Origin of the sequence: Caballeronia sp. dw_276 (genome assembly GCF_018449635.1) — a bacterium.
In the GTDB taxonomy this organism is placed as follows: Bacteria; Pseudomonadota; Gammaproteobacteria; order Burkholderiales; family Burkholderiaceae; genus Caballeronia.
In genome coordinates this window covers 88,733-112,988 of record NZ_JAAVUV010000006.1, presented here as the reverse complement: position 1 = coordinate 112,988, position 24,256 = coordinate 88,733, and the positions used below count along the sequence as shown (strand labels likewise).

Genomic DNA, 24,256 nt, shown 5'->3' with positions numbered 1-24,256 from the left:
CCAAGCCTACCGCACCGCCATAAGGCGCTCACACCGCCCACGCACCAAAACCATGCATCCGACGAATCCCGTCGACTCCCGTCATCGCCTCTCTCCGCCTGAAACCCAAGCCCATCCAGCATTCCCCTCACATTGGCATACCCCTTGCAGTGTCCCTATAACTGACTCTCCGTCAGCGATATTAAAAATCCACCAGACACCCGCTTTAAAACAAACATATCGGCAAGGGGAATTACATGAAACGACGCAGTCTCCTGAAGTTCGGCTCCATGTCGGGCGCGCTCGCGATTGCGGGCCAACTGCCCATTTCAAAAGCGCAAGCCGCCGATACCGGACCGATCAAAGTCGGTGTTCTCCATTCGCTCTCGGGCACGATGGCAATCTCGGAAACATCGCTGAAAGACACTGCACTGATGACCATCGCCCAGATCAATGCAAGCGGCGGCGTGCTCGGGCGTCAACTGGAACCGGTCGTGGTCGACCCGGCATCGAACTGGCCGCTCTTCGCCGAAAAAGCCCGCCAACTGATCTCGCAAGACAAAGTGGCCGTGACGTTCGGCTGCTGGACATCGGTATCGCGGAAATCCGTGTTGCCGGTGTTCGAGGAACTCAACGGCCTGCTCTTCTACCCCGTGCAGTACGAGGGTGAAGAAATGTCGAAGAACGTGTTCTACACGGGCGCAGCGCCGAACCAACAAGCCATCCCGGCCACTGAATACCTGATGAGCAAGGAAGGCGGCGCAGCAAAACGCTTCTTCCTGCTCGGCACCGACTATGTCTATCCGCGCACGACGAACAAGATCCTGCGTTCGTTCCTGCACTCGAAGGGCGTGAAGGACGACGACATTCAAGAGGTCTACACGCCGTTTGGCCACGCGGACTATCAGACCATCGTGGCGAACATCAAGACGTTCTCGCAAGGCGGCAAGACCTGCGTGATCTCGACGGTGAACGGCGATTCGAACGTGCCCTTCTATAAGGAACTCGGCAACCAAGGCCTGAAGGCGACCGATGTTCCGGTCGTCGCGTTCTCGGTGGGCGAAGAAGAACTGCGCGGTATCGATACAAAACCGCTCGTCGGCAATCTGGCCGCGTGGAATTACTTCATGTCGTTGAAGAACCCGGAGAACACGAAGTTCAAGGCGATGTTCGCCGACTGGGTGAAGAAGAACAACCTGCCGGGCGGGACAAAGCGCGTGACGAACGACCCGATGGAAGCAACCTTCGTCGGCATCCATATGTGGAAGCAGGCGGTCGAAAAAGCGAAGAGCGTGGATGTCGATAAAGTGCGCGTCGCAATGGTCGGCCAGAAGTTCGCGGCGCCTAGCGGCTTCACGCTCGAGATGGACGGCAACCACCATTTGCACAAGCCGGTGATGATCGGCGAAGTGCGTGCCGACGGTCAGTTCAACGTCGTGTGGCGCACGAAGACCGCGATCCGCGCGCAGCCGTGGAGCCCGTACATTCCGGGTAACGAAGGCAAGCCGGATGTCGTCAGCTCGATTCCCGAGTTCCTGCGCCGCCGTCGCGTTGCATAAGCCTCAGTAAGTATTCAGTCGAAGACCGGACCGCCGCGCTCGAAGCACAAATACAAGAGCGGCGGTTCGCAAGTTCTACCTGACAGGCCATTCATGACTGATTCGATTTTTCGCTTCGCTCGCCGTGGCCTCTGCGCAATCCTGATTGCCTGCATGCCCCTGGCCGCGTTCGCGGCGCTCACCGCGGATGACCTCGCGCCGCTCGCCGCCGACGACTTCGATGCCAAATCTGCTGCCATCGACAAGCTGATCGCGAACGCCGATGCACCCTCGGTCGCTGTTCTCAACGCGCTTTCCGACAGCACGCTCGTTGCCACCGATGCAGGCAAAGTCCTCATCCAGACCGACGACGGCAACAAGGACCCGCTGACCAACAAGACCGTGGAAGCGCCCGATGCGCAACCGGTCACGCTGAACAATCTGCTGCGCTCGAAGGTGTCGGGCGCGTTGTCGGGCTTGCAACTGGCATCGCCGGATATTGAAAAGCGGCGCGCGGCAATAGATGAATTGCTCAAGAACGCCGATCCATCGATCAAACCGCTCGTCGATAAAGCCCGCGCGCAAGAAACCGATCCCACGCTGAAAAAGCGCCTCGATACGCTTTGGGCCACCACCGCCCTCCACGATACCGATGCCAACAAGCGCCTCGAAGCCGTGCAACTGGTCGCCGCGCGCCACGACCTCGACATGAACGAATTGCTGCGTCCGATCGTCGTGAAGAACGCTGATGGCACCTTCGCCGAACCGGATGCGCGCGTGCGTGCGGCGGCGCAGACGGGTATCGAAGAACTGGATTCGATTCAACGACGCGGGCAAGTTGTCGGGACGATCTTCGCGGGTTTATCGCTGGGAAGCGTGTTGTTGCTGGCCGCGCTCGGCCTCGCGATCACGTATGGATTGATCGGCGTGATCAACATGGCGCACGGCGAGTTCCTGATGATCGGCGCGTACGCCACCTATGTTGTCCAGAACCTCGTGCAGCATTACGCGCCCGCCGCGTTCAACTGGTATCCGCTGTTTGCCGTGCCGGTTTCGTTTGCGGCGGCGGCGGTGGTTGGCATCGTGCTCGAACGGCTTGTTTTGAAACATCTCTATGGACGTCCGCTAGAAACGCTTCTGACGACATTCGGCATCAGCCTGATCCTGATCCAGGCAACGCGTACGATCTTCGGCGCGCAAAACGTCCAGGTGACGAATCCATCATGGATGAGCGGCGGCGTGTCCGTCATGCAGAACCTGATCCTGCCTTATAACCGCCTGACGATTCTTGGCTTCTCGCTGGTTGTCGTGTTGCTCGCCTGGGTCGTGCTGACCAAGACGCGGCTCGGGCTCTTCGTTCGCGCCGTCACGCAGAACCGCCGGATGGCGGCTTGCGTCGGCGTGAAGACGGCGCGCGTCGATTCCTATGCGTTCGCGTTCGGCGCGGGCATCGCCGGGTTGGGCGGTTGCGCGTTGTCGCAGATCGGCAATATCGGACCGGATCTGGGGCAGAGCTACATCATCGATTCATTCATGACGGTCGTGCTTGGCGGCGTCGGGCAACTGGCGGGAACGGTTATCGGCGGCTTTGGGCTCGGGCTCGTCAGCAAGACGATCGAGCCGTTCTGGGGCGCGGTGCTCGCGAAGATCGCGGTGCTCGTGCTGATCGTTTTGTTCATCCAGAAGCGTCCTCAGGGCATGTTTGCGCTGAAGGGCCGCAGCGCCGAGGTTTGAGATGCGAGGTTCACGATGAATACACCCAACGTCTCCGCGAATCTCGATGTCGCACCACAACCCGACGAGCAGGCAAAGCGCGAAGGTTTCGCGTTGGGCCTGCCGCCGCGCGCGGCGCTCTTGCCGCGCGGCGGCTGGATTGCGCTGATCGCATTCATCATCGCGATGGGCATCTGCGTGCCCATCGCCGCGTTGGTCTTGCCGGAGTCGAGCGCGTTCCATCTGAGCGCCTATTCGATGACGCTCGTCGGCAAGCTGATGTGCTACGCAATCGGCGCTTTGGCGCTCGATCTTGTCTGGGGTTATTGCGGCATTCTGAGTCTCGGCCACGCACTGTTTTTTGCGCTCGGCGGTTACGCGATGGGCATGTACCTGATGCGCTCCATCGGCCGCGAAGGGAACTATCAAAGCGACCTGCCAGACTTCATGGTGTTCCTCGACTGGCACAAGCTGCCGTGGTACTGGCAAGGCACGGAACACCTCTGGTATGCGTTGCTGCTGGTGATCGTGGTGCCGGGCGTGCTTGCCTGGGTCTTTGGATTCTTCACGTTCCGTTCGCGCGTGAAAGGCGTGTACCTCTCCATCATCACGCAAGCCATGACCTTCGCCGCGATGCTGCTGTTCTATCGCAACGAAACGGGCTTTGGCGGGAATAACGGTTTCACCGATTTCAAGCGCATCGCGGGTTTTCCGATCACGGCGGCCAGCACGCGAACCGTGTTGTTCCTGATGACGCTCGGCGTGCTGATCCTTGCGTTTATCGCGGCGCGGGCGATCGTGACGTCGAAGCTCGGACGCGTCGTAACCGGCGTCCGCGATGGCGAAGCGCGGCTGATGTTTTTGGGCTATAGCCCGCTCGCGTACAAGCTGTTCATCTGGACCGTGTCGGCCGTGTTGTGCGGCATCGCGGGCGCGTTGTACGTGCCGCAAGTCGGCATCATCAACCCGAACGAGATGTCGCCGGGCAACTCCATCGAAATGGCGATCTGGGTGGCCGTTGGCGGACGCGGGACGCTGATTGGGCCGATCATCGGCGCGTTCGCGGTGAACGGCGCGAAGAGCTTTTTTACCGCGAATTTCCCCGAGTACTGGCTGTTCTTTTTAGGCCTGATTTTCACGCTCGTGCCCTTGTTGCTGCCGAGCGGAATCATGGGTCTTATCGATATGGCGATGCGCAAGAAGAAAGCTGGAGGACATCCACATTGATCACCTCACCTAACGCGTACAACGCTTTGATTGTGGACCTGCCGCCGCTGCCCGAACTCAACGAGCGTAATCAGAACGGCATCACGGGCCTCGGGCATGTGCTGGATCCGGGCGCCATCGATGTATCGCACGGAACGATCCTGTATCTCGAAGACGTGACCGTGAGCTTCGATGGTTTCCGCGCGCTGAACAAGCTGACGTTGTCTATCGACGTGGGCGAGTTGCGCTGCGTGATCGGCCCGAATGGCGCAGGCAAGACCACGATGATGGACGTCATCACCGGCAAGACGCGTCCCGATTTGGGCAAGGTTTTTCTCGGGCAGACGTTCGATCTCGCGCGCATGTCCGAGCCCGTGATTGCGCGTACAGGGATCGGCCGCAAGTTCCAGAAGCCGACCGTGTTCGAGAATCATCCGGTCTGGGAAAACCTTGAACTCGCGATGAAAACCGACAAGGGATGGCTGGCGTCGTTGCGATCCAGGCTGGATCGCGAGGCGCAGGCGCGTATCGAGGAAACGCTGGAACTGATCCATCTCGAAGCCGATGCCACGCGTTTTGCCGGCGAGTTGTCGCACGGCCAGAAGCAGCGTCTGGAAATCGGCATGTTGCTGATGCAACAACCCGCCCTGCTTCTGCTCGATGAACCCGCCGCCGGCATGACCGATCACGAGACCATGCAGCTCGCCGAATTGCTCAACAAGCTGCGCGGCACGTGTTCCATGATGGTCGTCGAGCACGACATGGAATTCGTCGCGGCGCTTTCCGGCGACACGGGCCGCGTGACGGTCATGGCCGAAGGCAGCGTGCTCGCGCACGGCACGCTCGACGAAGTGAAGCGCAACGAGAAAGTGATCGAGTCGTACCTCGGCCGCTGATCCGGCCAACACGGGAATTCAGAAATGCTCGAAGTCGATTCACTCAACCAGTTCTACGGCGGCAGCCACATTCTTCGCGATGTGAAGATGACCGTGCCCGACGGAAAACTAACGGTCCTGCTTGGCCGCAACGGCGTCGGCAAGACGACGTTGCTGCGCTGCCTGATGGGCGTCGTCCCCACGAAAAGCGGCACGATCTCATGGCGCGGCGCAAAGATTTCATCGATGCCGACTTACAAGCGCGTATCGAGCGGTCTTGCCTACGTGCCGCAGGGACGCGATATCTTCGGGCGGCTGACCGTCGAGGAAAACCTGCTGGTCGGCGCCGCAAGCCGCAAAGCGCCATCGAAAGTACCGGATCGCATCTACGAACTTTTTCCCGTGCTCAAAGAGATGAAACATCGGCGCGGCGGCGATTTGTCCGGCGGTCAGCAACAGCAACTGGCCATTGGCCGCGCGTTGATGAGCGAACCGCAACTGCTGATTCTCGATGAACCCACCGAAGGCATCCAGCCATCGATCATTCAGGATATCGGGCGCACGTTGCGTCAGCTTGTGGACGAAATGGGCATGACGGTCTTGCTCGTCGAGCAGTATTACGACTTCGCGCGCGAACTCGCCGACCGCTATTGGGTGATGAGCCGCGGCGAGATCGTGGCGGGTGGCGCGGGCGCGGATATGGAAGCCGAAGGCGTGCGGGAGTTGATCGCTGTCTGACGCTCGCCGTAACATGGCGGCCCGTCCCGATCTTTGACGCCTTATGCATCACGAACCTATCGCTGCACTTTTACCGCTGCCTGACGCTGACGAATGGCACGGCAAGCTCGAACTCGGCTTCACGCATCAATCGCCGGCGCGCACGGCGCTGACGCATCGCAAGCATGTTGGTCCGTTGCGCATGCAGCGCGCGTTGTATCCCGAAGGCGATGAAATTTGCCACGCGGTGATCGTGCATCCGCCGGGCGGCGTGGCGGGCGGCGACCGGCTGGCTATCGATATCGATCTGGCCGCGCAAACGCACGCCGTCATCACCACGCCCGGCGCAACCAAGTGGTACAAGGCCAACGGCAAGCTCGCAACGCAGCGCATCGGCATCAACGTTGGCGCGAACGCCAAGCTCGACTGGTTGCCGCAGAACAATATCGTGTTCGAATCGTCGAACGTGGCGCTGGATTTCACGCTGACGCTGGACGAGACAGCAACGGCCATTGGCTGGGACGCGATGCAGTTGGGCCGTCAGGCGGCGGGCGAACGATGGTCGAACGGAAAGCTCGTCTCGATCGCCCGGATCAAGGACAAGACGGGCCGTTTGCGCTGGTACGAACGCACGCTGCTCACGGCGGACGATCCCTTGCGTCAGGCGCCGCAAGGTCTCGCCGGTTTCCCCGCCTACGGCACGCTGTGGGCGCTCGGCACCGCTTGCGACGACGCGCTGGCTGAATCCATCGGCGCAAAATTGCCTTTCACCGATACTGTCCGCGCCGCCGCGTCCTGCGTCGCGCCCGGCGTTCTGATCATTCGCGCCGCGAGCCATTCCATGGAGCCGCTGCAACTCCTGATGACCGAATGCTGGTCAACATTGCGCCCGATCATTCACGGCACTGATGCAAAACCGTTACGGCTTTGGACGACGTAGCCGGGTAACTACGCAGAAAACTGGCACCACGAAGGCGCATAAATAAGCCCATACTTTGTGCATCTCGCAAACACGCCCGATGCAACGCCTTTCCCATCAAGGCTCAAAGCTCATGGCACGACTCTCGCTTAAACACCTTTCCGACGAGTGCATCCAATAACGATACGCACCGCGCCATACAGCCTCAAGGAAAGCAGACAATGACCAGCACGCTTCGCCGCACCGCCCTCCGCACGCTTGCCGCCGCCCTCCTCGCCGTCCCGGCGTTTGCTTTAACCTCGATCTCCGCTCACGCCGACGCGCTCGACAACATTACGAAAGCCGGCACGCTGAAGGTCGCCGTGCCGGAGGATTACCCGCCGTTCGGCGCGGTTGGCGCAGACATGAAGCCGCAAGGTTATGACATCGATATGGCCGCGCTCCTCGCCAAATCGCTCGGCGTGAAGCTGGAACTGGTCCCGGTCAACAGCGCGAACCGCGTGCCGTACCTGACCACGAACAAAGTGGACCTGGTGATTTCATCGTTGGGAAAAACGCCTGATCGCGAGAAGGTCATGGACTTTTCCGCGCCGTATGCGCCGTATTTCCAGGGCGTGTTCGGTCCCGCCGATATCAAGGTGACGAGCCCCGCCGATCTGAACGGCAAGACCGTCGGCGCGACCCGCGGCGCGCTCGAAGAAATCGCGCTCACGCAAATGGCGCCGACCGCGAACATCAAGCGCTTCGAAGATAACAACGCGACCATCCAGGCGTTTCTTTCGGGTCAGGTCCAGTTGATCGCGGCGGGCAACATCGTGGCCGCGGCGATCCTTGCGAAGAACCCGCCGCGCCGTCCGGAACCGAAATTCGTGATCAAGAACTCGCCTTGTTTTGTCGGGCTGAACAAGAACGAACCGCGCCTGCTCGCCAAGGTCGATGCCGCCATCGCCCAGTCGAAGAAGGACGGCACGCTCGAAGCCATGTCGCAAAAGTGGTTCAAGGCGCCGCTGCCGGCTGGCCTGTGATTCCGCCCGATTCTCCTGAAGCATAAATAAGAAGGCGCCGGTCAATGGCATATCAACTTCAGTTCGGCGACCTCGGGCAGTACGCCGGCATGTTTGCGAGCGGCGCGGCGATCACGCTCGGGCTTACGGCGGTTTCTACCGTGCTGGGGCTTACCGTCGGCATCCTCGGTGCCGCAGGCAAAGGCAGCAAGTATCCGGCGCTGCGATCGTTCGTGGGCGGGTACGTGGAAGCGATCCGCAATACGCCGTTTATCGTGCAATTGTTCTTTGTGTTCTTCGGGCTGCCGGCGCTCGGTATTCGCATCGATGAATACGTCGCCGCCGTTCTCGCAATGACGCTCAATCTCGGCGCGTATTCGGTCGAGATCATTCGCTCGGGGATCGCGGCTGTGCCGAAGGGACATCTGGAAGCGGCGGCGTCGCTTGCGATGACGCGCGGCGAAACCTTCCGGCATGTGGTCTTGCCGCAAGCCATCGCCAAGGTGTTCCCGGCGCTGACCAGCCAGATCGTGATCACGATGCTGGGCTCGGCGGTCGTGTCGCAGATCTCGGTATCCGATCTGACGTACGCGGCGAGCTACATTCAGTCGCGCAATTTCCGCGCGTTCGAAACCTACTTCCTGATCACCGCGATGTACCTCGTGATGGCGATCATCCTGCGCTTCCTGCTCAACGAAGCCGGCAAGCGCATGTTCGCGCGCAACATGCGAGGTGCGCGATGATCGAATTTACGTTCGAGCAAATCCTCACCAACCTGCTGCTTGCGGCGCGATGGACAATCGTGCTGTCGATTGTCTCGTTCGTGGCGGGCGGCATCGTGGGATTCGTGCTGCTGGTGATGCGTGTATCGAGTTCGCGCGTGTTGCGGACCATCGTGAAGGTCTACATCGAGATCTTCCAAGGCACGCCGCTTTTGATGCAACTGTTCCTTGTGTTCTTCGGCTTGCCGTTGCTCGGCGTCGAAGTCCAGCCGTGGATTGCAGCAACAGTCGGGCTCACGCTTTTCACGAGCGCTTATCTCGCGGAAATATGGCGGGGTTGCGTGGAAGCGATTCCTAAAGGCCAATGGGAAGCATCGTCGAGCCTCGCGATGAATTACTTCGAACAATTGCGCCACGTGATTCTTCCGCAAGCCACGCGCATCGCGATTGGACCGACGGTCGGTTTCGGCGTGCAGGCCGTGAAGGACACGGCGCTTGTCTCGATCATCGGCTTCACCGAACTCACCAAGGCGGGCACGATGATTTCGAACGCGACCTTCCGGCCCTTCGTGGTCTACGGTCTCGTGGCGGTGATCTACTTCGTGATCTGTTATCCGCTTACCCGTTACGCGCGCACGCTCGAAAGGAAATGGAATGCCGCTCGTTGAAACTCAAAACCTCAAGAAGCAATTCGGCGCGAACCAGGTCCTGAAGGGCATCGATTTTTCGGTGGAACCGGGACAGGTCGTGGCGATCATCGGCCGCAGCGGATCGGGTAAAAGCACCTTGCTGCGGACCTTGAACGGACTGGAAAGCATCGACGAAGGATCGATTGAAATCGATGGCGAACATATCGATGCCCGTCATGCGGACCTGCGCGCATTGCGCCTGAAAGTGGGCATGGTGTTCCAGCAATACAACCTGTTCCCGCATCTGACCGCGGGGCAGAACGTGATGCTCGCGCAAACGGTGGTGAAGAAAGTCCACAAGGCGAAGGCGCGCGCGACGGCTGAGCAAGTGCTCGAACGCGTCGGTCTCGCCGATAAATTCAACGCCTACCCCGAGCAACTTTCCGGCGGACAACAACAGCGCGTGGCAATCGCCCGGGCGCTGGCGATGAAACCCACCGTTCTTCTCTGCGATGAAATCACGTCCGCGCTCGATCCCGAACTCGTGGGCGAAGTGCTGGCCGTAGTCGAAAGCCTCGCCGCCGATGGCATGACCCTCATCATGGTCACGCACGAGATGCGCTTTGCGCGCCGTGTATCGAACAAGGTCGTGTTCATGCATCAGGGACGCGTGTGGGAAAGCGGCACGCCGGAAGAGATTTTCGAGCGGCCGACGACCATCGAATTACGCAAGTTCATACAATGAAATCGTAGGGTTGCAATGCTAGGATTCTTGCAACAATAACGCCCAATCCGAGATACGTTCCAAACCCATGAAGCTCACCCACCGCGAAAAAGACAAGCTGCTGATCTTCACCGCCGCATTGCTCGCCGAACGTCGCCGCGCACGCGGGTTGAAGCTCAACTATCCGGAAGCCGTGGCCTTCATCTCGGCTGCGTTGATGGAAGCCGCGCGCGACGGCCGCACGGTCGCCGACGTCATGCACTACGGCACCACCCTCCTCACGCGCGACGACGTCATGGACGGCGTGCCGGAAATGATCCCGGACATCCAGATCGAAGCCACCTTCCCCGACGGCACGAAACTCGTGACCGTCCACCATCCGATTCCCTGATTCACCGAAGGAGCCGCGCATGATCCCGGGCGAATATCTCATCGACGATGGTGAGCACGAACTCAACGCGGGCCGCGAGACGGTGTCCGTGACGGTATCGAATACGGGCGACCGGCCAGTGCAGGTCGGCTCGCATTTTCATTTCTTCGAAGTCAATACGGCGCTCACGTTCGAACGCGATAAAGCGCGCGGTTTCCGGCTGAACATTGCGTCGGGTACGGCGGTGCGCTTCGAGCCGGGCCAGGAACGCACGGTCGAACTCGTGGCGCTTGCCGGTGACCGCAAGGTGTATGGCTTCAACGGCCTCGTGATGGGTCCGCTTTGATCTCAACTTCAGGATTCTCGAAATGACGCTACGCATCGGACGCCGCGCCTACGCGGAGATGTTCGGCCCGACCACCGGCGACCGCGTGCGTCTCGCCGATACCGATCTGCTGATCGAAGTCGAACGCGACTTCACCACGTATGGCGAAGAGGTGAAGTTCGGCGGCGGCAAGGTGATTCGCGACGGCATGGGCCAGTCGCAACGCGTGCATGCCGACGTGGTCGATACGGTCGTGACGAACGCGCTGATCCTCGATTACTGGGGCATCGTGAAGGCGGATATCGGCATCAAGGACGGACGCGTGTTTGCTATCGGCAAGGCGGGGAATCCGGACATTCAATCGGGCGTGACGATCGCGATTGGCGCGGCCACCGAGGTGATCGCCGGCGAGGGGATGATCGTGACGGCGGGGGGTATCGACTCGCATATTCACTTCATCAGCCCACAGCAAATCGATGAAGCGCTGGCCTCCGGCGTGACAACGATGCTCGGCGGCGGCACGGGTCCCGCGACCGGCACCAACGCGACGACATGCACGCCGGGTCCGTGGCATCTCGAACGCATGTTGCAAGCCGCCGATGGCTGGCCGGTGAACCTCGGCTTTCTCGGCAAGGGCAACGTGAGTTTGCCGGCGCCGGCTATCGAACAGATCAAGGCCGGCGCGATTGGTTTGAAGCTGCACGAGGATTGGGGCACGACGCCGGCGGCCATCGACAATTGCCTGTCCGTTGCCGACGATACCGACACCCAAGTCGCCATTCACACAGACACGCTGAACGAAGCGGGTTTTGTGGAGACGACGGTCGCCGCGTTCAAGGGCCGCACGATCCACACATATCACACTGAAGGCGCGGGCGGCGGTCATGCGCCCGACATCATCAAGGTCTGCGGCGAGTCCAACGTGCTGCCGTCATCGACGAATCCGACGCGTCCGTACACCATCAACACGCTCGATGAACACCTCGACATGCTGATGGTTTGCCATCACCTGGATCCATCGATTGCGGAAGATATCGCGTTCGCCGAATCGCGCATTCGCCGCGAGACGATCGCCGCCGAAGACATCCTGCATGACCTGGGCGCGTTGTCCATGCTGTCGTCGGATTCGCAAGCGATGGGCCGTGTCGGCGAAGTCGTCATGCGCACGTGGCAAACCGCGCACAAGATGAAAACGCAACGCGGCGCGCTGCCGGAAGACAACGCGCGCAACGACAATTTCCGCGCGAAACGCTACGTCGCCAAGTACACGATCAACCCGGCGATCACCCATGGCATCGCGCACGAAGTGGGTTCCATCGAACCTGGCAAGTGGGCCGATCTCGTGTTCTGGGAACCGGCGTTCTTTGGCGTGAAGCCCGCGATGATCCTGAAGGGCGGCATGATCGCGGTGGCGCAGATGGGCGACCCGAACGCATCCATTCCGACGCCGCAGCCAGTGCATTATCGCGAGATGTTCGCCACGCGCGGCGGGGCGCTCGGCAAGACATCGCTGACGTTCGTTTCGCAGATGGCGCTGGATGATGGCATCGGCGAAAAATATGGTCTGAAGAAACAGGTCGTGGCCGTGAAAAACTGCCGGAACATCTCGAAGGCCGACATGATTCACAATGCGTACAGGCCGTCGATTACCGTCGATCCCGAAACGTACCAGGTTGTAGCCGACGGCCAGTTGCTCACCTGCGAGCCGGCAACCGTCCTGCCGATGGCGCAGCGCTACTTCCTTTTCTGAGACTCAAATGCGCACGATCGACAAACGTATCGAAGCGAAACTGGCCGCGCCGCTGATCAAGCGCGCGCCGACGCTCACCCTTGCCTTCGATGACCGCTGCAAAAGCCGCCTCGCCGCCACGCTGGATAACGGCGAAGAAGTGGCGCTGGTATTGCCGCGCGGCACGGTGCTGCGCGACGGCGATATCCTCGTCGCCGACGATGGCGGCCTGGTTCGCGTGATCGCGGCTCCGCAAGACGTTCTGGTGGTTCACGCGCACGATCCGGTTACCTTGACGCGCGCGGCCTACCACCTGGGCAACCGCCACACGCCCGTTGAAGTCGCCGCGGGCCAGTTGAAACTTGAAGCCGATCCCGTGCTGGAAGACATGCTGAAGCGCCTCGGCGCACACGTCGATCACGCAACCGCGCCGTTCCAGCCGGAAACGGGCGCATATGGCGGCGGTCACAAGCACGGTCACGACGAGACCTTCGTGGAAGACTACGCACTCGCGCAAAAAGTCTTCGACGACCATCACGGCCATTCACACGATCACGGCCATGGCCACGATCACGGCGACCATTCCCAGTGCTCGCACGGGCACGAAGGCCACGAAGGACACGACCACGGTCATGCGCACCGCTGAGCTCACGGCGCTCCTGCATCTGGCGTCGCCGGCGTTGCCTATCGGCGCGTTCAGTTACTCGCAGGGTCTGGAATCCGCGATAGAACACGGTTTCATCCACGATGGCGACAGCGCCCGCGACTGGATCGCAAGCGGGCTGACAAACGTCCTGGCGCGCGGCGAGCTGCCGTTCCTCGCGCATCAAATGCAACGCTGGCGCGCGCACGAAGCCGCCGAACTGACCCGCGCCGATGAAGAATTCCTCGCCAGCCGTGAATCGGCCGAATTGCGCCGGGAGACGCAGCAAATGGGCTGGTCGCTCGCACAGTTGTGCACGCAACTCGAGTGGGGAGACCCGGCGCGTCTCGCCACGCTGAACACGATCAAGCCGGTTTCCCAGTTAACGGCGTTCGCCTTCGCCGCCTTCACCCACGATGCCGCGCCCGACGCCACCCTCGCCGCCTACGCCTTCGCGTGGGTGGAAAACCAGGCGGCTGCGGCGCTGAAAGCCGTGCCGCTAGGCCAGATCGCGGGACAACGGATCATCGTGGCGTTGCGCGTTGCAATCGATCAAGCGGTAGAGCGCGCCCTGGCTACTTCGCCCGACGAAATCAACACCTTCGCGCCGCAACTCGGCATTCTTTCCGCGCGCCACGAGTCGCAATACTCGCGCTTATTCCGCTCCTGAACCAAAACGCCATGAACGCACCCGTCTATTCCGCCGCCGCCCGCCGCACCAAAAAACTGCCACCGTTGCGCGTGGGCGTGGGCGGCCCGGTCGGCTCCGGCAAGACCACACTCCTCGAGATGCTCTGCAAGGCGATGCGCGAGAAATACGATCTCGTCGCCATCACCAACGACATCTACACGAAGGAAGATCAGCGCCTGCTGACCGTGGCGGGCGCTTTGCCGGCCGAGCGCATCATGGGCGTGGAAACGGGCGGCTGCCCGCACACGGCGATTCGCGAGGATGCGTCCATCAACCTGGAAGCGGTCGACCAGATGATCGAACGCTTTCCGGACGCGGATATCGTGTTCATTGAATCAGGCGGGGACAATCTGGCGGCCACGTTCAGCCCGGAATTATCGGATCTGACCATCTACGTGATCGATGTCGCCGGTGGAGAAAAAATCCCTCGCAAGGGCGGCCCAGGCATCACGAAATCCGATCTGCTGGTCATCAACAAGATCGATCTCGCGCCGTACGTGGGCGCAAATCTCGACATCATGGCCTCCGATGCGAGGAAGATGCGCGGCGAACGCCCGTTCGTGATGTGCAACCTGAAGGCGCTTGACGGGCTCGATCAGGTGGTGAGTTTTATCGAGAAGAAGGGGCTGCTGGGCGTTTGACAGCGTGAAAACGGTGTAAGGTGAATCAAAGGCGCGGCGGCGAAACTGCGTCAGCTTATGCGAGTGCGATAGGATATTGCCTTAAATATTCCTATGGCTTTTCGCCAGTAACCGGGAGAATTCAGATCGACAGTTCCGCCGATACCGCCGTCATACTGGAACGAGCTTCCGTGGCCGCTACCGCGCCCCGTGCGCCGGCTGAGCCATCCGTGCGCCGCGTTTCCGTGCTTTTTCACGTCGCGGATTTCAACGATGGCGGCATCGAAACCTCGCTGATGCAGTGGTTGCGCATCTTCGACCGTTCGCGCTTTGCGGTGACGCTCTCGGTGATGTTTTCATCGCCTGCGTTCGAGCAGCGCTTTCGCGCGCAGATTCCCGCGGACGTGAACGTCGAGATCCTCACTAACAAACCCTGGCTCAACACCTTCCAGAAGCACCGCTACGCGCATACGCTGAGCAAGCTCGGCCGCGTTGGCCGCGACGTATTCAACACGCTCGCCGTGCGTCCTTATGTGAAAGCGCGCGTGGCCGAACTGGCGCAGCGTCACGAAATCATCATCGACTTCGATATGTCCCTGCGCCGGCTTGCCGGGCGTTTCGGCACGGCGTGGCTCGGTGTGAACCACTTCAGTTTCGATGCCCGGCTCGGCGGCCGGCGCCGGAAAATGAAGCGCATGCTCACGCAATATGGCCGCTACGACGGCATCGCGGCGCTCAACCGGCATATGGCCGAGGAAGCGACCGCGCTCTTCGACGGCCATCTGCGCAACGTATTCGTGCTGCCGAACGCCATCGATATAGACCGGATTCGAGAGAACGCGGCGGCCAGGGAAGCGCCGCCGTGTGCCGGGCCGTACATTGTTTCAGTGGCGCGGCTCGATGAAATCCAGAAGGATCACCGGACCTTGTTGCGCGCCTATGCGCAGCTCGCCGCGACGCATGAAGGCGCGTTGAAGGAAGACCTCGTGATCGTCGGCGATGGCGGGTTTCGCGCCGAACTCGAAGCGCTCGCGGCGGCGCTGGGCGTGGGGAAACGCGTGCATTTCACGGGGTATCGGAACAATCCGCACGCGGTGGTCGCGGGCGCGAGCGCGCTGGTTCTGAGTTCTCGCTACGAAGGCATGCCGATGGTCCTGCTCGAAGCACTGGCGCTTGGCAAGCCGGTGATATCGACGGATTGCCCGACGGGACCACGCGAGATTCTCGACGATGGCAAGTTTGGACTGCTCGTTCCTATCGGTGACGTGGACGCGATGGCGCAAGCCATATCGCGCTTGCTGCTGGATGACGCACTGCGCGACGGCTTCACGCGTATGGCATTGGGACGCGCGCGGGAATACGGGCTCGAAGCCAGCAATGCGCGGTTTGTGGCGTGTCTGGAGCGGTTGCTGGCGGGACGGCGTTAGCGAGGGCCGGTAACGCGGGTTAGATGAAGACCGGTTTCAGGCCGGATCGTGTACTGAAAAGCCATTTCCTGCTTCCTCGGCGTTTGTCCGCAACAACGCCCCCAACGCCTCCACCGTCCGCGCTGTCGCTCCCCGATGCTTCGCCGCGAACGCCGATGCCGCCGCGCTCATTGCCAGCCGGCGGGGTTTATCGGTGAAAAGATCGCGCAGGCCGCGCGCCAAAGCCGCCGGATCGTTCACCCGCAACGCCGCGCCTTCCGCAATCGCGTCGTTGGTCGCCTGCGTGAAATTGAAGGTATGCGGCCCGATCAGCACCGGCACGCCCGCGGCGCACGCTTCGATGAGGTTCTGCCCGCCCAAAGGCAACAAACTCCCGCCAATGAACGCCACATCCGACGCCGCGTAATACGCGCCGAGCTCGCCCATTGAATCACCGAGCAGGACGTTGATATCCGCAGGCAAAGGCGGCGCGGCATCGATACCCGATCCGGCCGCCGCCACGCGTCCCGCCCACGTCGAGCGCCGGACATGGTTCAGCGCGGCGCCGTTGATCAGCGCGGCGACTTCATCGAAACGTTGCGGATGGCGCGGCACGAGAATCAGCAACGCATCGGGCACGTGTGTTCGCAGCGCGGTGAACGCCTGCAGCACGAGCGCCTCCTCGCCTTCGCGGGTGCTTGCCGCGACCCATACCGGCCGCCCGCCAATCGCCGTGCGCCACGCATGGCCGCGCGCGGCGAGTTCCGGCGGCGCGGACATGTCGAACTTGAGGTTGCCGAGCACCGCAATGTTGCGCGCGCCCAGCGCGCCGAGGCGCTCCGCGTCGGACGGCGTCTGGGCCAGCACGCGCGTAAAACCGCCGAACACTTCGCGCGTCGCATTGCCGAACTTCGCCGCGCGCTTGAACGATCGCGCCGACATCCGCGCGTTCGTCAGCACCAGGGGAACGCCGGCGTGCTTGCATTCATCGATCAATGTAGGCCACACCTCCGTCTCCATCACGATTCCAAGCGATGGTCGCCACGCGCGCAAGAAACGCCGCACGAGCGAAGGTGAATCGTAGGGAAGATAACTGCGTGAAACGCGATCGCCGAACAACTGCTCGCCGGTCGCGCGGCCGCTCGGTGTCATGTGCGTGAGAAGAATCCGAGCGTCCGGAAACGCCCGTTGCAACGCTTCAATCAGCGGTTGCGCCGCGCGCGTCTCGCCAACCGATACCGCGTGAACCCAGATCAGCGGCGAAAGATCATCGCCACGACGAGCGGGGCCGAAACCAAACCGCTCACCAATATGCTCGCGATACCCGCGCTCCCGCCGCGACCGGATCAAAAGCCGCAGCACGGCCAGCGGCGCGACGATCCACCACAGCGCGCGGTACACGAGCCTCAGCATCGGCGGCCTTTCAAAGGCTGAATCCAGACGGCGCTCAAACCAGCGCCCTGCCCTTCAGGCGCTGCAGGATGCCGAGCGGCGCGCATTCTGGCTGCACCATTGAGCCCACGGGAAGGAAAAAAGTCTGCTCCATCATGTACTGGCCGGCCATCACGGCGTGGGAGGTTTGATCGGAGAAACAAACCCACACGCAGCCCGGCGGAAACGGCATTTCCTCTTGCGGCGATGTCTTTTGATAACCAATATCCGCTTTCATTGCGTCATGCAGATGGAGCATCAAATGATCGTATTCGCTGCGCGGCGTCTTGGTGATTTTCAGCAGGTTCATGAGCCATGCGGAACCCGGAACCGGCGATTTGATCGATGGCAAGAAGCGCTTCGCCATCTCCTCGAACGGTTCGCCGACGCGCCACACGCGCGGCGCGCCATCGGGATTCACATTGGTGAACACGCGCAGGATGCGCTCGCCGTAATTGGGCCGTGAGGGGAAGGCATCGACGTGAAGGCGGCTGTCGTCCTTGCGCCACGACGTCTCGCGCGTTTCCACGCGATGCAGCCGCAGGCTGGTTGGCGCAACGCGCAACTTGCCGCGATATTCAGGAAAGAGACCGTCCACGAGCGAGCGCGCGTTCGCCTGATACCGTGCGACCAGCGCGCGCACGGCGGATTGCGTGACGGCGTCGCCGAGCACGCCGACGAGCGCGCCGCCATTGGGCGCGAGGCTGATGTTCTTGCGCTGTGGATCGGCGACTTTCGGATCGAGCAGCGCGCGCTCGCCGCCTTCGATGGCGAACGCCAGGTGCGGAAAGTACAGCACCTTGCCGCGTTCGACGCCGGCCAGTAATGCCTCGCGCGGCACGGAGAGCTGTTGGCCCTGCCAGTCGGCGGAAGCGACTTCAATGATTTGAGATTCGGTCATGAGCCTTCGATTGTTTGGATGAGCGAGTGAACGGTCAAGCATGCGAACATGCCTCCATTCGACGAACGAGCCGCATTTTCGCTCAAACCGGCCGCAAAAATCGCGGCCTGAAACGCCGCGGATTGACAGGCCTCAAAGGCCCGGCCATCAGTGCCGCACACGGTCAGACCTCGTAGCAATCTGTCACAGCAACCCGAAGCTCGCGAGCGTCGCCTTGACCTGCTGCAGGGTCGGATGCTGGCCGGCGCTGCCGAGATTCACCACGCGCGGCGACCAGTACCCGCCCGTGCGCCAGGCGGTCGAGAAATTGTACAACTCGATGGTCGGTCGCTTGAGCGCCGCCGCGATATGCACGAGTCCCGTGTCCACGCCGACCGTCGCCGCAGCGCCATCGATCAGGCCGACGACCGCCGGCAACGACAATTTCGGCGGCACGACCGCCGCTGCGCCGAACTCTTTCGCCAGTTTTTCGCTCGTTTCGCGTTCGGCGGCGCTGCCCCATGGCAACACGATCGATACCCCACGGCGGATCAGCGACTGGCCGAGTTCGATCCAGGCGGTATCGGGCCATTGTTTATCGGCGCGAGACGTGGCGTGGACAAATACCACGTAGGGCACCGGCAGGTTCAGATCCACTTCCGACAAGGCGAGTGCGGCGCGTCGCGTATCCATGCCGAATTCGATGTTGTCCGTGGGTTCCGGGCGCGGATCGCCGAGTGCGGCGGCGACCAGTTGACGCGTGCGTTCGACCACGTGCGTACGTGCTTCGATGGGAATGCGTTTGTTGTAGAAGAAACGCACGGGCCATTCGTAGCCGGCGCCGTCGGTGCGGTTTCCGAGTCCGACGAGCGTGCCGCGCGCCCAGCTCGCGACCCACGCGGTCTTGATGAGCCCTTGGCAATCGATGACCAGATCGTAGTTTTCGGCGGCGAGCGTTTGCCGGAAGCGGCGAATTTCGCGCCAGTTATCGAAGGAGAAGAAGCGTTTGCGCCAGCGTCGCAGCGAGAACGGGATCGCGCGGCGCACGCCGTCGACGAGTTCGACGAGGTCAGTGAAACTCTCTTCGACCAGCCAGTCGATTTGGGCGTTGGGGTGCAGGCGCCGGATATCGGCGATGGCTGGCATGTTGTGGACGACATCACCGAGGGATGACACCCGGACAATCAAGATCTTTTGCACGCTGGATGGGGGATTTTAGATGTGCGGAGTTTACCGCTGGCGCTTGGGGTTGGGGGTGGGTTTTTTGGGGATTGCGGTGGGGGTTGGTGTTGGGTTGCTGCTTTTTGGGTCTTCGCGCGTTCCGTTCTGGCTGTTCTCTCTGGCACTATTAGCCACTGTGCGTGGCGGCACTTCATTTCTTGGTCCTTCGGCGACAAAGAAACGAAGCAAAGAAAACGCCTTTCAACCGCTAATTCTTAAGTGTCCATAGCGTGCAGTGACAACTGTTTGGTACCCCAAAAGCACGGTCGGCAAATAACCACGTCCTGTTGAACCCCTACCCCTCCGACCACGGATACCCACACGCTTCGCCACCAGTGTGGGAATCCGTTAATACGGAAACCTGGCCTACGCATAACAACAGATTCAGCCCATGACGGGTCCAAACCAATTTGAAACTGCGCGCGAGTTCGCCACCGGTCCAGCCAACCCCTTCGTTTGGGCGCAAGGGCGCGCAAGCGCAGATTCCTGGTTAACGGATTCCCACACTGGTGGCGAAGCGTGTGGGTTGCCGTTGACGGAGGGGGAGGGTTTCAACTGTCCGGCGTTATTCGTTGAGCGTGCTTTTGGGGTACCAAAACGTTGTCACTGCACGCTTTGGACACTTATGTGCCGATTGTGGAAAGGCGTTTTCTTTGCTTCGTTTCTTTGTCGCCGTTGGACAAAGAAATGAAGTCCCGCCACGGACAGTGGCTAATAGTGCTAAAAAAATCAGCCAGAACGGAACGCGCGAAGACCTAAGCAGCAGCAACCCAACACCACCCCCCACTGCAAGCGCCAGCATACCCCCTCGGTCCACCGGCGCGAGCAAAAATCAAAACGGTAATTGGGCGTCAGCCTTCTCCGCCAAAATCACCCGACGAAAATCTTCCTGAATACGTTTCAGCGCGTCCTCGCTGTCCGCCTCAAACCGCATCACCACCACCGGCGTGGTATTCGATGACCGCGCAAGCCCGAACCCATCCGGATACTCGACCCGCAATCCATCGATAGTGACCACATCGTCCGCGCCGGTGAACTTCGCGTTCTTCTGCATCTTGCCGATCAGCTCAAAATTCTCACCCTCATTGAGCTTCAACTGCAATTCCGGCGTCGAAAGCGAATTCGGCAGGTCATTGAGCAACTTGCTCGGATCGGCCACCCGCGAGAGGATCTCAAGCATCCGCGCGCCGGTGTAAAGGCCGTCATCGAAGCCATACCAACGGTCCTTGAAGAACACGTGACCGCTCATTTCACCCGCCAACGGCGCACCCGTCTCACGCAACTTCGCCTTGACCAGCGAATGGCCTGTCTTCCACATCACCGGCTCACCGCCCTGATCACGCACCCACTTCGCCAGATTGCGCGTGCACTTCACGTCATAAATGATCTGCCCGCCCTTGTTGCGCGACAACACTTCCTGCGCAAACAACATCAACTGGCGATCCGGATAAATGATCTGCCCGTCCTTCGTGACCACGCCGAGACGGTCGCCGTCGCCATCGAAGGCAAAGCCGATTTCCGCGTCCGTTTCCTTCAGCGCCTTGATCACGTCCTGCAAATTCTCCGGATGCGCCGGATCAGGGTGGTGATTCGGGAACGTGCCATCGATATCCGTGAACAACTCCACGATCTCGCAACCCAGCGCCTTGAACAAACGCGGCGCAAGTTCGCCAGCAACACCATTACCGGCATCGATGACAATCTTCATCGGACGGACCGGCTTGATGTCGCTCACGATACGATCGAGATAAACCTGCTGGATATCGTATTCCGTGTATGTACCGGCGCCGCTTTCGAAGTTGTCGTTCACAATGCGGTTGTACAGCGCCTGGATCTGCTCGCCGTAAATGGCGGCGCCGCGCAGGACCATCTTGAAGCCGTTGTAATCGGGCGGGTTGTGGCTGCCCGTCACGACGATGCACGAATCCACCCGGCGCTCGCCCGAAGGCAGCGCGAGCGGCACGCTGGCCGCGAAATAGCCAACGGGCGTCGGCACCATGCCGACATCGACCACGTCCACGCCCGCTTCGCGCAGGCCGTCAGCCAATGCGCCGACGAGTTCCGGGCCGGACAGGCGGCCATCGCGCGCCACGACGACGGAGTCGCCGCCAAGTTTGCGGATCTCGCTGCCGAACGCGCGGCCGATGTTGCGAGCAACGCCGGCATCGACTGTCTTGCCCACGATCCCGCGAATGTCGTAAGCCTTGAAAATGGACTGGGTAACTGATGCTTGCGGTGACTGGCTCATGGAATGGCTACCTGACTAATAATTGAAATGGTTCCGGGGCATCCCGAAGCGTCCCGGGTCACGAAGACCCTCTGCTGCTGACCTGCTTGAGACCTGCTTTCTGCCGGTGCGCCGGCATTACCCCGCCGCGCACAAGGTCCTGGCGCTGCCGGTCCGGAAACGATACCGGACACACGCGCGAAAAATAACGAAGAAATTGAACGTGACGAGAGCGACTTTCATCTTTAGCGCTTCGTCGTTCTCGATCAAAACCGTCAAACGCGCCTTTCTAACACTTCCCGCTGTATCGAACCACGCGTTTGCGCACACTATTCGCACCTATAATCGCAGTCTTTCGAAGCGCCGGGCCTCACCCGGACACGTTTCGCGCTTGCAAGGACGTGCGAACCTGCGCAAATATTCTAATCCAATGCTCCGACGCTTTTTCATTAACGACAACAAAGGTGAAGGCAACCGTGTGCCGGCACAGCGGGGCAAGGCATGGCCGCAATCTTTGCGGATTGGCGCACCCGGTCGGGTGATGGCAGCAATTGGCATGCCCGCTATCGACACTCGCTGCGAGTCGATCCCCTGCACCGTGCGCGCATGCTGAAACGGATCTCGAACCCGGACGTCGCCCGCGCGCTCGCGAATATCGTCTGGCTTGGGCTCGAACGGCTCACGCAAATTGCCGTTGCGATTGGCATCAGCGGTTTGCTCGCGCGCTATTTCGGCCCCGATGTCTTCGGCAAATGGCAGTACGCAAACACGCTTCTGCTCGTGATCGCGCCGATTACATGGGTCTGCGGCGCGGAGATTCTGGTGCCGACCATCGTGCATCGCGATCCGAAGCAGATCGGCACCGTGCTCGGCAGCGCGTTCGTGCTGCGCATCAGCATCTCCGCGGCGGCGCTGGTCTTGACGTGGATCGGGATTGCGGCGGGTTTCACCGATCCCCTTGTCGGCGCCATGCTCGCCGGGCTTGCCGTGACCATGCTGTTTCGCGAACCGTTTGTCGGCGTGATCAACGCGTGGCTGCAGAGCATGACGTACAGCAAGCCGCAATTGCTGATCAGCATGGTCACCGCCATTCTCAAGGCCGGGCTCGTGTTCGTGCTGGTGCGGGCGGCGGCGAGTCCGGCGCATTTCGGCTGGCTCTGGGCGCTGGAATCCGCGGCGATCGGCGGCGTATTGCTGCTGTATTACATGCGCCGCAACAGCGGCAAGCTCGGCTGGCACGTCGACGGGTCGCTCTTCAAGCATTTTGCGAGCGCAGGCACGGTGTTCTGGCTCGGGCTGATCTGCATGTCGGTGTTCATGAAGCTCGACCGGCTGATGCTGGAACGCCATATCTCCTTCGCCGATCTCGGCGTGTATTCCGCCGCGCAGCAACTCAACGAGAACTGGATCGCGCTTGCGCTCATGCTCGCGCAGACCATCGCGCCGGCGTTCGTCTACAAGGTCAACGACGCGCTGCAGTTGAAGCGCAACATCGTGCGCCTCTTCGCGATGACCGCCGTGCTGATGGTCTGCGGCGCGATCGTTCTGGACCTGCTGGCGGCGTTCATCATTTCGCATGTGTTCGGGGCGGCGTACACGGCTTCCATCGATATCTTCCGTTGGGCCGTCTGGCTCTCGCTGCCGGCGGGTATTGAAGCGATTGGTAATCTGGTCGTGCTGAAATACCAGGCCAAGTTCGTGTTGCTCGCAAAGTGGCTGCTGGCGCTGGTGGTCGCGGCGATCGTCAACCTGATCGCGATTCCGCGCATGGGCAGTTACGGCGCGCTCGTCGGGCTTGCCGCGGGCTATCTGGCGGCGGCATCGGTGAATCTTTACTACATCCGTTTCCGGCTGCAAACATGAGCGCGCCTTTTCTCGACGACGTCGCCGTGCTGCTTCCGGCGTTCAACGCGCAACACGATATCGAGCGCACGCTGGCATCGTTTTGCGAACGCGCGCCGGTGCGCGTGCTCATTGTCGATGATGGCAGCCTGCCGCCCATCGTCGCGCCGGCTGTGGCGAACATGACGGTCGAACTACTGCGCATGCCGCGCAATGGCGGCATTGAACGGGCGTTGCAGGCGGGTATGGATGCACTGGCCGCACGCGGCATCAAATACGCAGCGCGTATAGATGCGGGCGATCTCGCAACGCCGTATCGGTTGGAAAAACAGCGCGCGTACCTGGAAGCGCATCCGAAAACGGCCGTGCTCGGCATGTGGACGCACGTGGTGAACATGGAAGGCGCGCCGCTCTTCGACTTGCAGCCGCCAACCGATCCCGCCGATATTCGGCGTGTCATGCTGTTGCGTTCGTGTTTCACGCATCCGTCGCTGATGTTGCGAGTGGACGCCGTGATCGATGCCGGCAATTACCGCGCGCAATATCGGGCGGCCGAGGACCTCGATCTGGTCTTGCGCTTACTGCAACATCACGACGGCGCGAATCTTCCTGAATTCGGCGTGTATTACGAACTCAATGAACACGGCATCAGCGCGACAAAACGCCGGACGCAAGTGTGGTCCACGCTGCGGCTCCAGCTGAAATATTTGCGTGTGACCAACCTGCCCGACTGGTTCGGCGTTGCTAAGAACATCGCGCATCTGGTGCTGCCCTATCGCGCGCTGCGTTCCCTGAAAACGCGGCTGCTCGGTGCGTGAAACAACGCCTCTTTTTTCAAATGGAAA

The 24,256-nt window shown here is 61.1% G+C and carries 23 protein-coding genes; 19 read left to right on the top strand and 4 right to left on the bottom strand.

Annotation, left to right across the window (positions count from 1 at the left end; all coding sequences use genetic code 11):
• The first annotated feature begins 236 nt into the window (after nt 1–236).
• The 17 genes from urtA (at nt 237) to HB633_RS14140 (ending at nt 15,831) form a co-directional block, all read left to right on the top strand.
• Nucleotides 237–1,538 (top strand): urea ABC transporter substrate-binding protein, encoded by a 1,302-nt coding sequence (gene urtA / locus HB633_RS14220; RefSeq protein ID WP_213778726.1) that lies wholly within the window; start codon nt 237–239, stop codon nt 1,536–1,538.
• 93 nt (nt 1,539–1,631) lie between these two features.
• Nucleotides 1,632–3,251: an urea ABC transporter permease subunit UrtB gene (urtB, locus tag HB633_RS14215; protein WP_213778725.1), complete on the top strand. Its 1,620-nt coding sequence runs from the start codon at nt 1,632–1,634 to the stop codon at nt 3,249–3,251.
• Nucleotides 3,252–3,266: 15 nt separating this feature from the next.
• A complete protein-coding gene (gene urtC, locus HB633_RS14210; protein ID WP_056355894.1) occupies nt 3,267–4,457 on the top strand; it encodes an urea ABC transporter permease subunit UrtC in 1,191 nt (396 codons plus the stop codon).
• Nucleotides 4,458–4,504: 47 nt separating this feature from the next.
• Entirely contained in the window at nt 4,505–5,332 is an 828-nt protein-coding gene (urtD, locus tag HB633_RS14205; protein ID WP_255580946.1) for an urea ABC transporter ATP-binding protein UrtD, read from the top strand.
• A gap of 24 nt (nt 5,333–5,356) precedes the next feature.
• Nucleotides 5,357–6,049 carry an urea ABC transporter ATP-binding subunit UrtE gene (gene urtE / locus HB633_RS14200; RefSeq protein WP_213778724.1) on the top strand — a complete coding sequence of 231 codons (693 nt, stop codon included), beginning with the start codon at nt 5,357–5,359 and terminating at the stop codon, nt 6,047–6,049.
• 43 nt (nt 6,050–6,092) lie between these two features.
• Nucleotides 6,093–6,968, top strand: a complete 876-nt coding sequence (locus HB633_RS14195; protein WP_213778723.1) for an urease accessory protein UreD — start codon at nt 6,093–6,095, stop codon at nt 6,966–6,968.
• Nucleotides 6,969–7,168: 200 nt separating this feature from the next.
• Nucleotides 7,169–7,972, top strand: a complete 804-nt coding sequence (locus tag HB633_RS14190; protein WP_213778722.1) for a transporter substrate-binding domain-containing protein — start codon at nt 7,169–7,171, stop codon at nt 7,970–7,972.
• Nucleotides 7,973–8,016: 44 nt separating this feature from the next.
• A complete protein-coding gene (locus tag HB633_RS14185; RefSeq protein ID WP_213778721.1) occupies nt 8,017–8,694 on the top strand; it encodes an amino acid ABC transporter permease in 678 nt (225 codons plus the stop codon).
• Complete coding sequence (locus HB633_RS14180) at nt 8,691–9,341, top strand: amino acid ABC transporter permease (RefSeq protein WP_213778720.1); 651 nt, start codon at nt 8,691–8,693, stop codon at nt 9,339–9,341. The genes HB633_RS14185 and HB633_RS14180 overlap by 4 nt, the downstream gene beginning before the upstream one ends.
• Nucleotides 9,328–10,047: an amino acid ABC transporter ATP-binding protein gene (locus tag HB633_RS14175; protein WP_056355909.1), complete on the top strand. Its 720-nt coding sequence runs from the start codon at nt 9,328–9,330 to the stop codon at nt 10,045–10,047. The genes HB633_RS14180 and HB633_RS14175 overlap by 14 nt, the downstream gene beginning before the upstream one ends.
• A gap of 67 nt (nt 10,048–10,114) precedes the next feature.
• Complete coding sequence (locus HB633_RS14170; RefSeq protein ID WP_056355911.1) at nt 10,115–10,417, top strand: urease subunit gamma; 303 nt, start codon at nt 10,115–10,117, stop codon at nt 10,415–10,417.
• Nucleotides 10,418–10,436: 19 nt separating this feature from the next.
• Nucleotides 10,437–10,742, top strand: a complete 306-nt coding sequence (locus HB633_RS14165; protein WP_062167398.1) for an urease subunit beta — start codon at nt 10,437–10,439, stop codon at nt 10,740–10,742.
• A gap of 22 nt (nt 10,743–10,764) precedes the next feature.
• The gene (gene ureC / locus HB633_RS14160; protein WP_213778719.1) at nt 10,765–12,471 is read left to right on the top strand and encodes an urease subunit alpha; all 1,707 of its coding nucleotides are present in this window, start codon (nt 10,765–10,767) and stop codon (nt 12,469–12,471) included.
• Between the two features lie 7 nt (nt 12,472–12,478).
• The gene (gene ureE / locus HB633_RS14155; RefSeq protein ID WP_213778718.1) at nt 12,479–13,096 is read left to right on the top strand and encodes an urease accessory protein UreE; all 618 of its coding nucleotides are present in this window, start codon (nt 12,479–12,481) and stop codon (nt 13,094–13,096) included.
• Nucleotides 13,083–13,763 (top strand): urease accessory protein UreF, encoded by a 681-nt coding sequence (locus HB633_RS14150; RefSeq protein ID WP_213779069.1) that lies wholly within the window; start codon nt 13,083–13,085, stop codon nt 13,761–13,763. The genes ureE and HB633_RS14150 overlap by 14 nt, the downstream gene beginning before the upstream one ends.
• Before the next feature lie 11 nt (nt 13,764–13,774).
• Nucleotides 13,775–14,425 carry an urease accessory protein UreG gene (gene ureG, locus HB633_RS14145; RefSeq protein WP_213778717.1) on the top strand — a complete coding sequence of 217 codons (651 nt, stop codon included), beginning with the start codon at nt 13,775–13,777 and terminating at the stop codon, nt 14,423–14,425.
• A gap of 170 nt (nt 14,426–14,595) precedes the next feature.
• Complete coding sequence (locus HB633_RS14140) at nt 14,596–15,831, top strand: glycosyltransferase (protein ID WP_346730314.1); 1,236 nt, start codon at nt 14,596–14,598, stop codon at nt 15,829–15,831.
• Nucleotides 15,832–15,867: 36 nt separating this feature from the next.
• On the opposite strand, the gene waaA is transcribed toward HB633_RS14140, so the two are convergent.
• The 4 genes from waaA to HB633_RS14120 form a co-directional block, all read right to left on the bottom strand.
• A complete protein-coding gene (gene waaA, locus HB633_RS14135; RefSeq protein WP_213778716.1) occupies nt 15,868–17,223 on the bottom strand; it encodes a lipid IV(A) 3-deoxy-D-manno-octulosonic acid transferase in 1,356 nt (451 codons plus the stop codon).
• 34 nt (nt 17,224–17,257) lie between these two features.
• Nucleotides 17,258–18,142: a Kdo hydroxylase family protein gene (locus tag HB633_RS14130; RefSeq protein WP_213778715.1), complete on the bottom strand. Its 885-nt coding sequence runs from the start codon at nt 18,140–18,142 to the stop codon at nt 17,258–17,260.
• Nucleotides 18,143–18,325: 183 nt separating this feature from the next.
• Nucleotides 18,326–19,321: a lipopolysaccharide heptosyltransferase I gene (waaC, locus tag HB633_RS14125; protein ID WP_213778714.1), complete on the bottom strand. Its 996-nt coding sequence runs from the start codon at nt 19,319–19,321 to the stop codon at nt 18,326–18,328.
• A gap of 853 nt (nt 19,322–20,174) precedes the next feature.
• Nucleotides 20,175–21,590: a phosphomannomutase/phosphoglucomutase gene (locus HB633_RS14120; protein ID WP_213778713.1), complete on the bottom strand. Its 1,416-nt coding sequence runs from the start codon at nt 21,588–21,590 to the stop codon at nt 20,175–20,177.
• A gap of 585 nt (nt 21,591–22,175) precedes the next feature.
• Here HB633_RS14120 and HB633_RS14115 point away from each other — a divergent pair.
• Nucleotides 22,176–23,432, top strand: a complete 1,257-nt coding sequence (locus HB633_RS14115) for an oligosaccharide flippase family protein (protein WP_213778712.1) — start codon at nt 22,176–22,178, stop codon at nt 23,430–23,432.
• Complete coding sequence (locus HB633_RS14110) at nt 23,429–24,229, top strand: glycosyltransferase (protein WP_213778711.1); 801 nt, start codon at nt 23,429–23,431, stop codon at nt 24,227–24,229. Before HB633_RS14115 ends, HB633_RS14110 begins: the two co-directional genes overlap by 4 nt.
• The last annotated feature ends 27 nt before the right edge of the window (nt 24,230–24,256 follow it).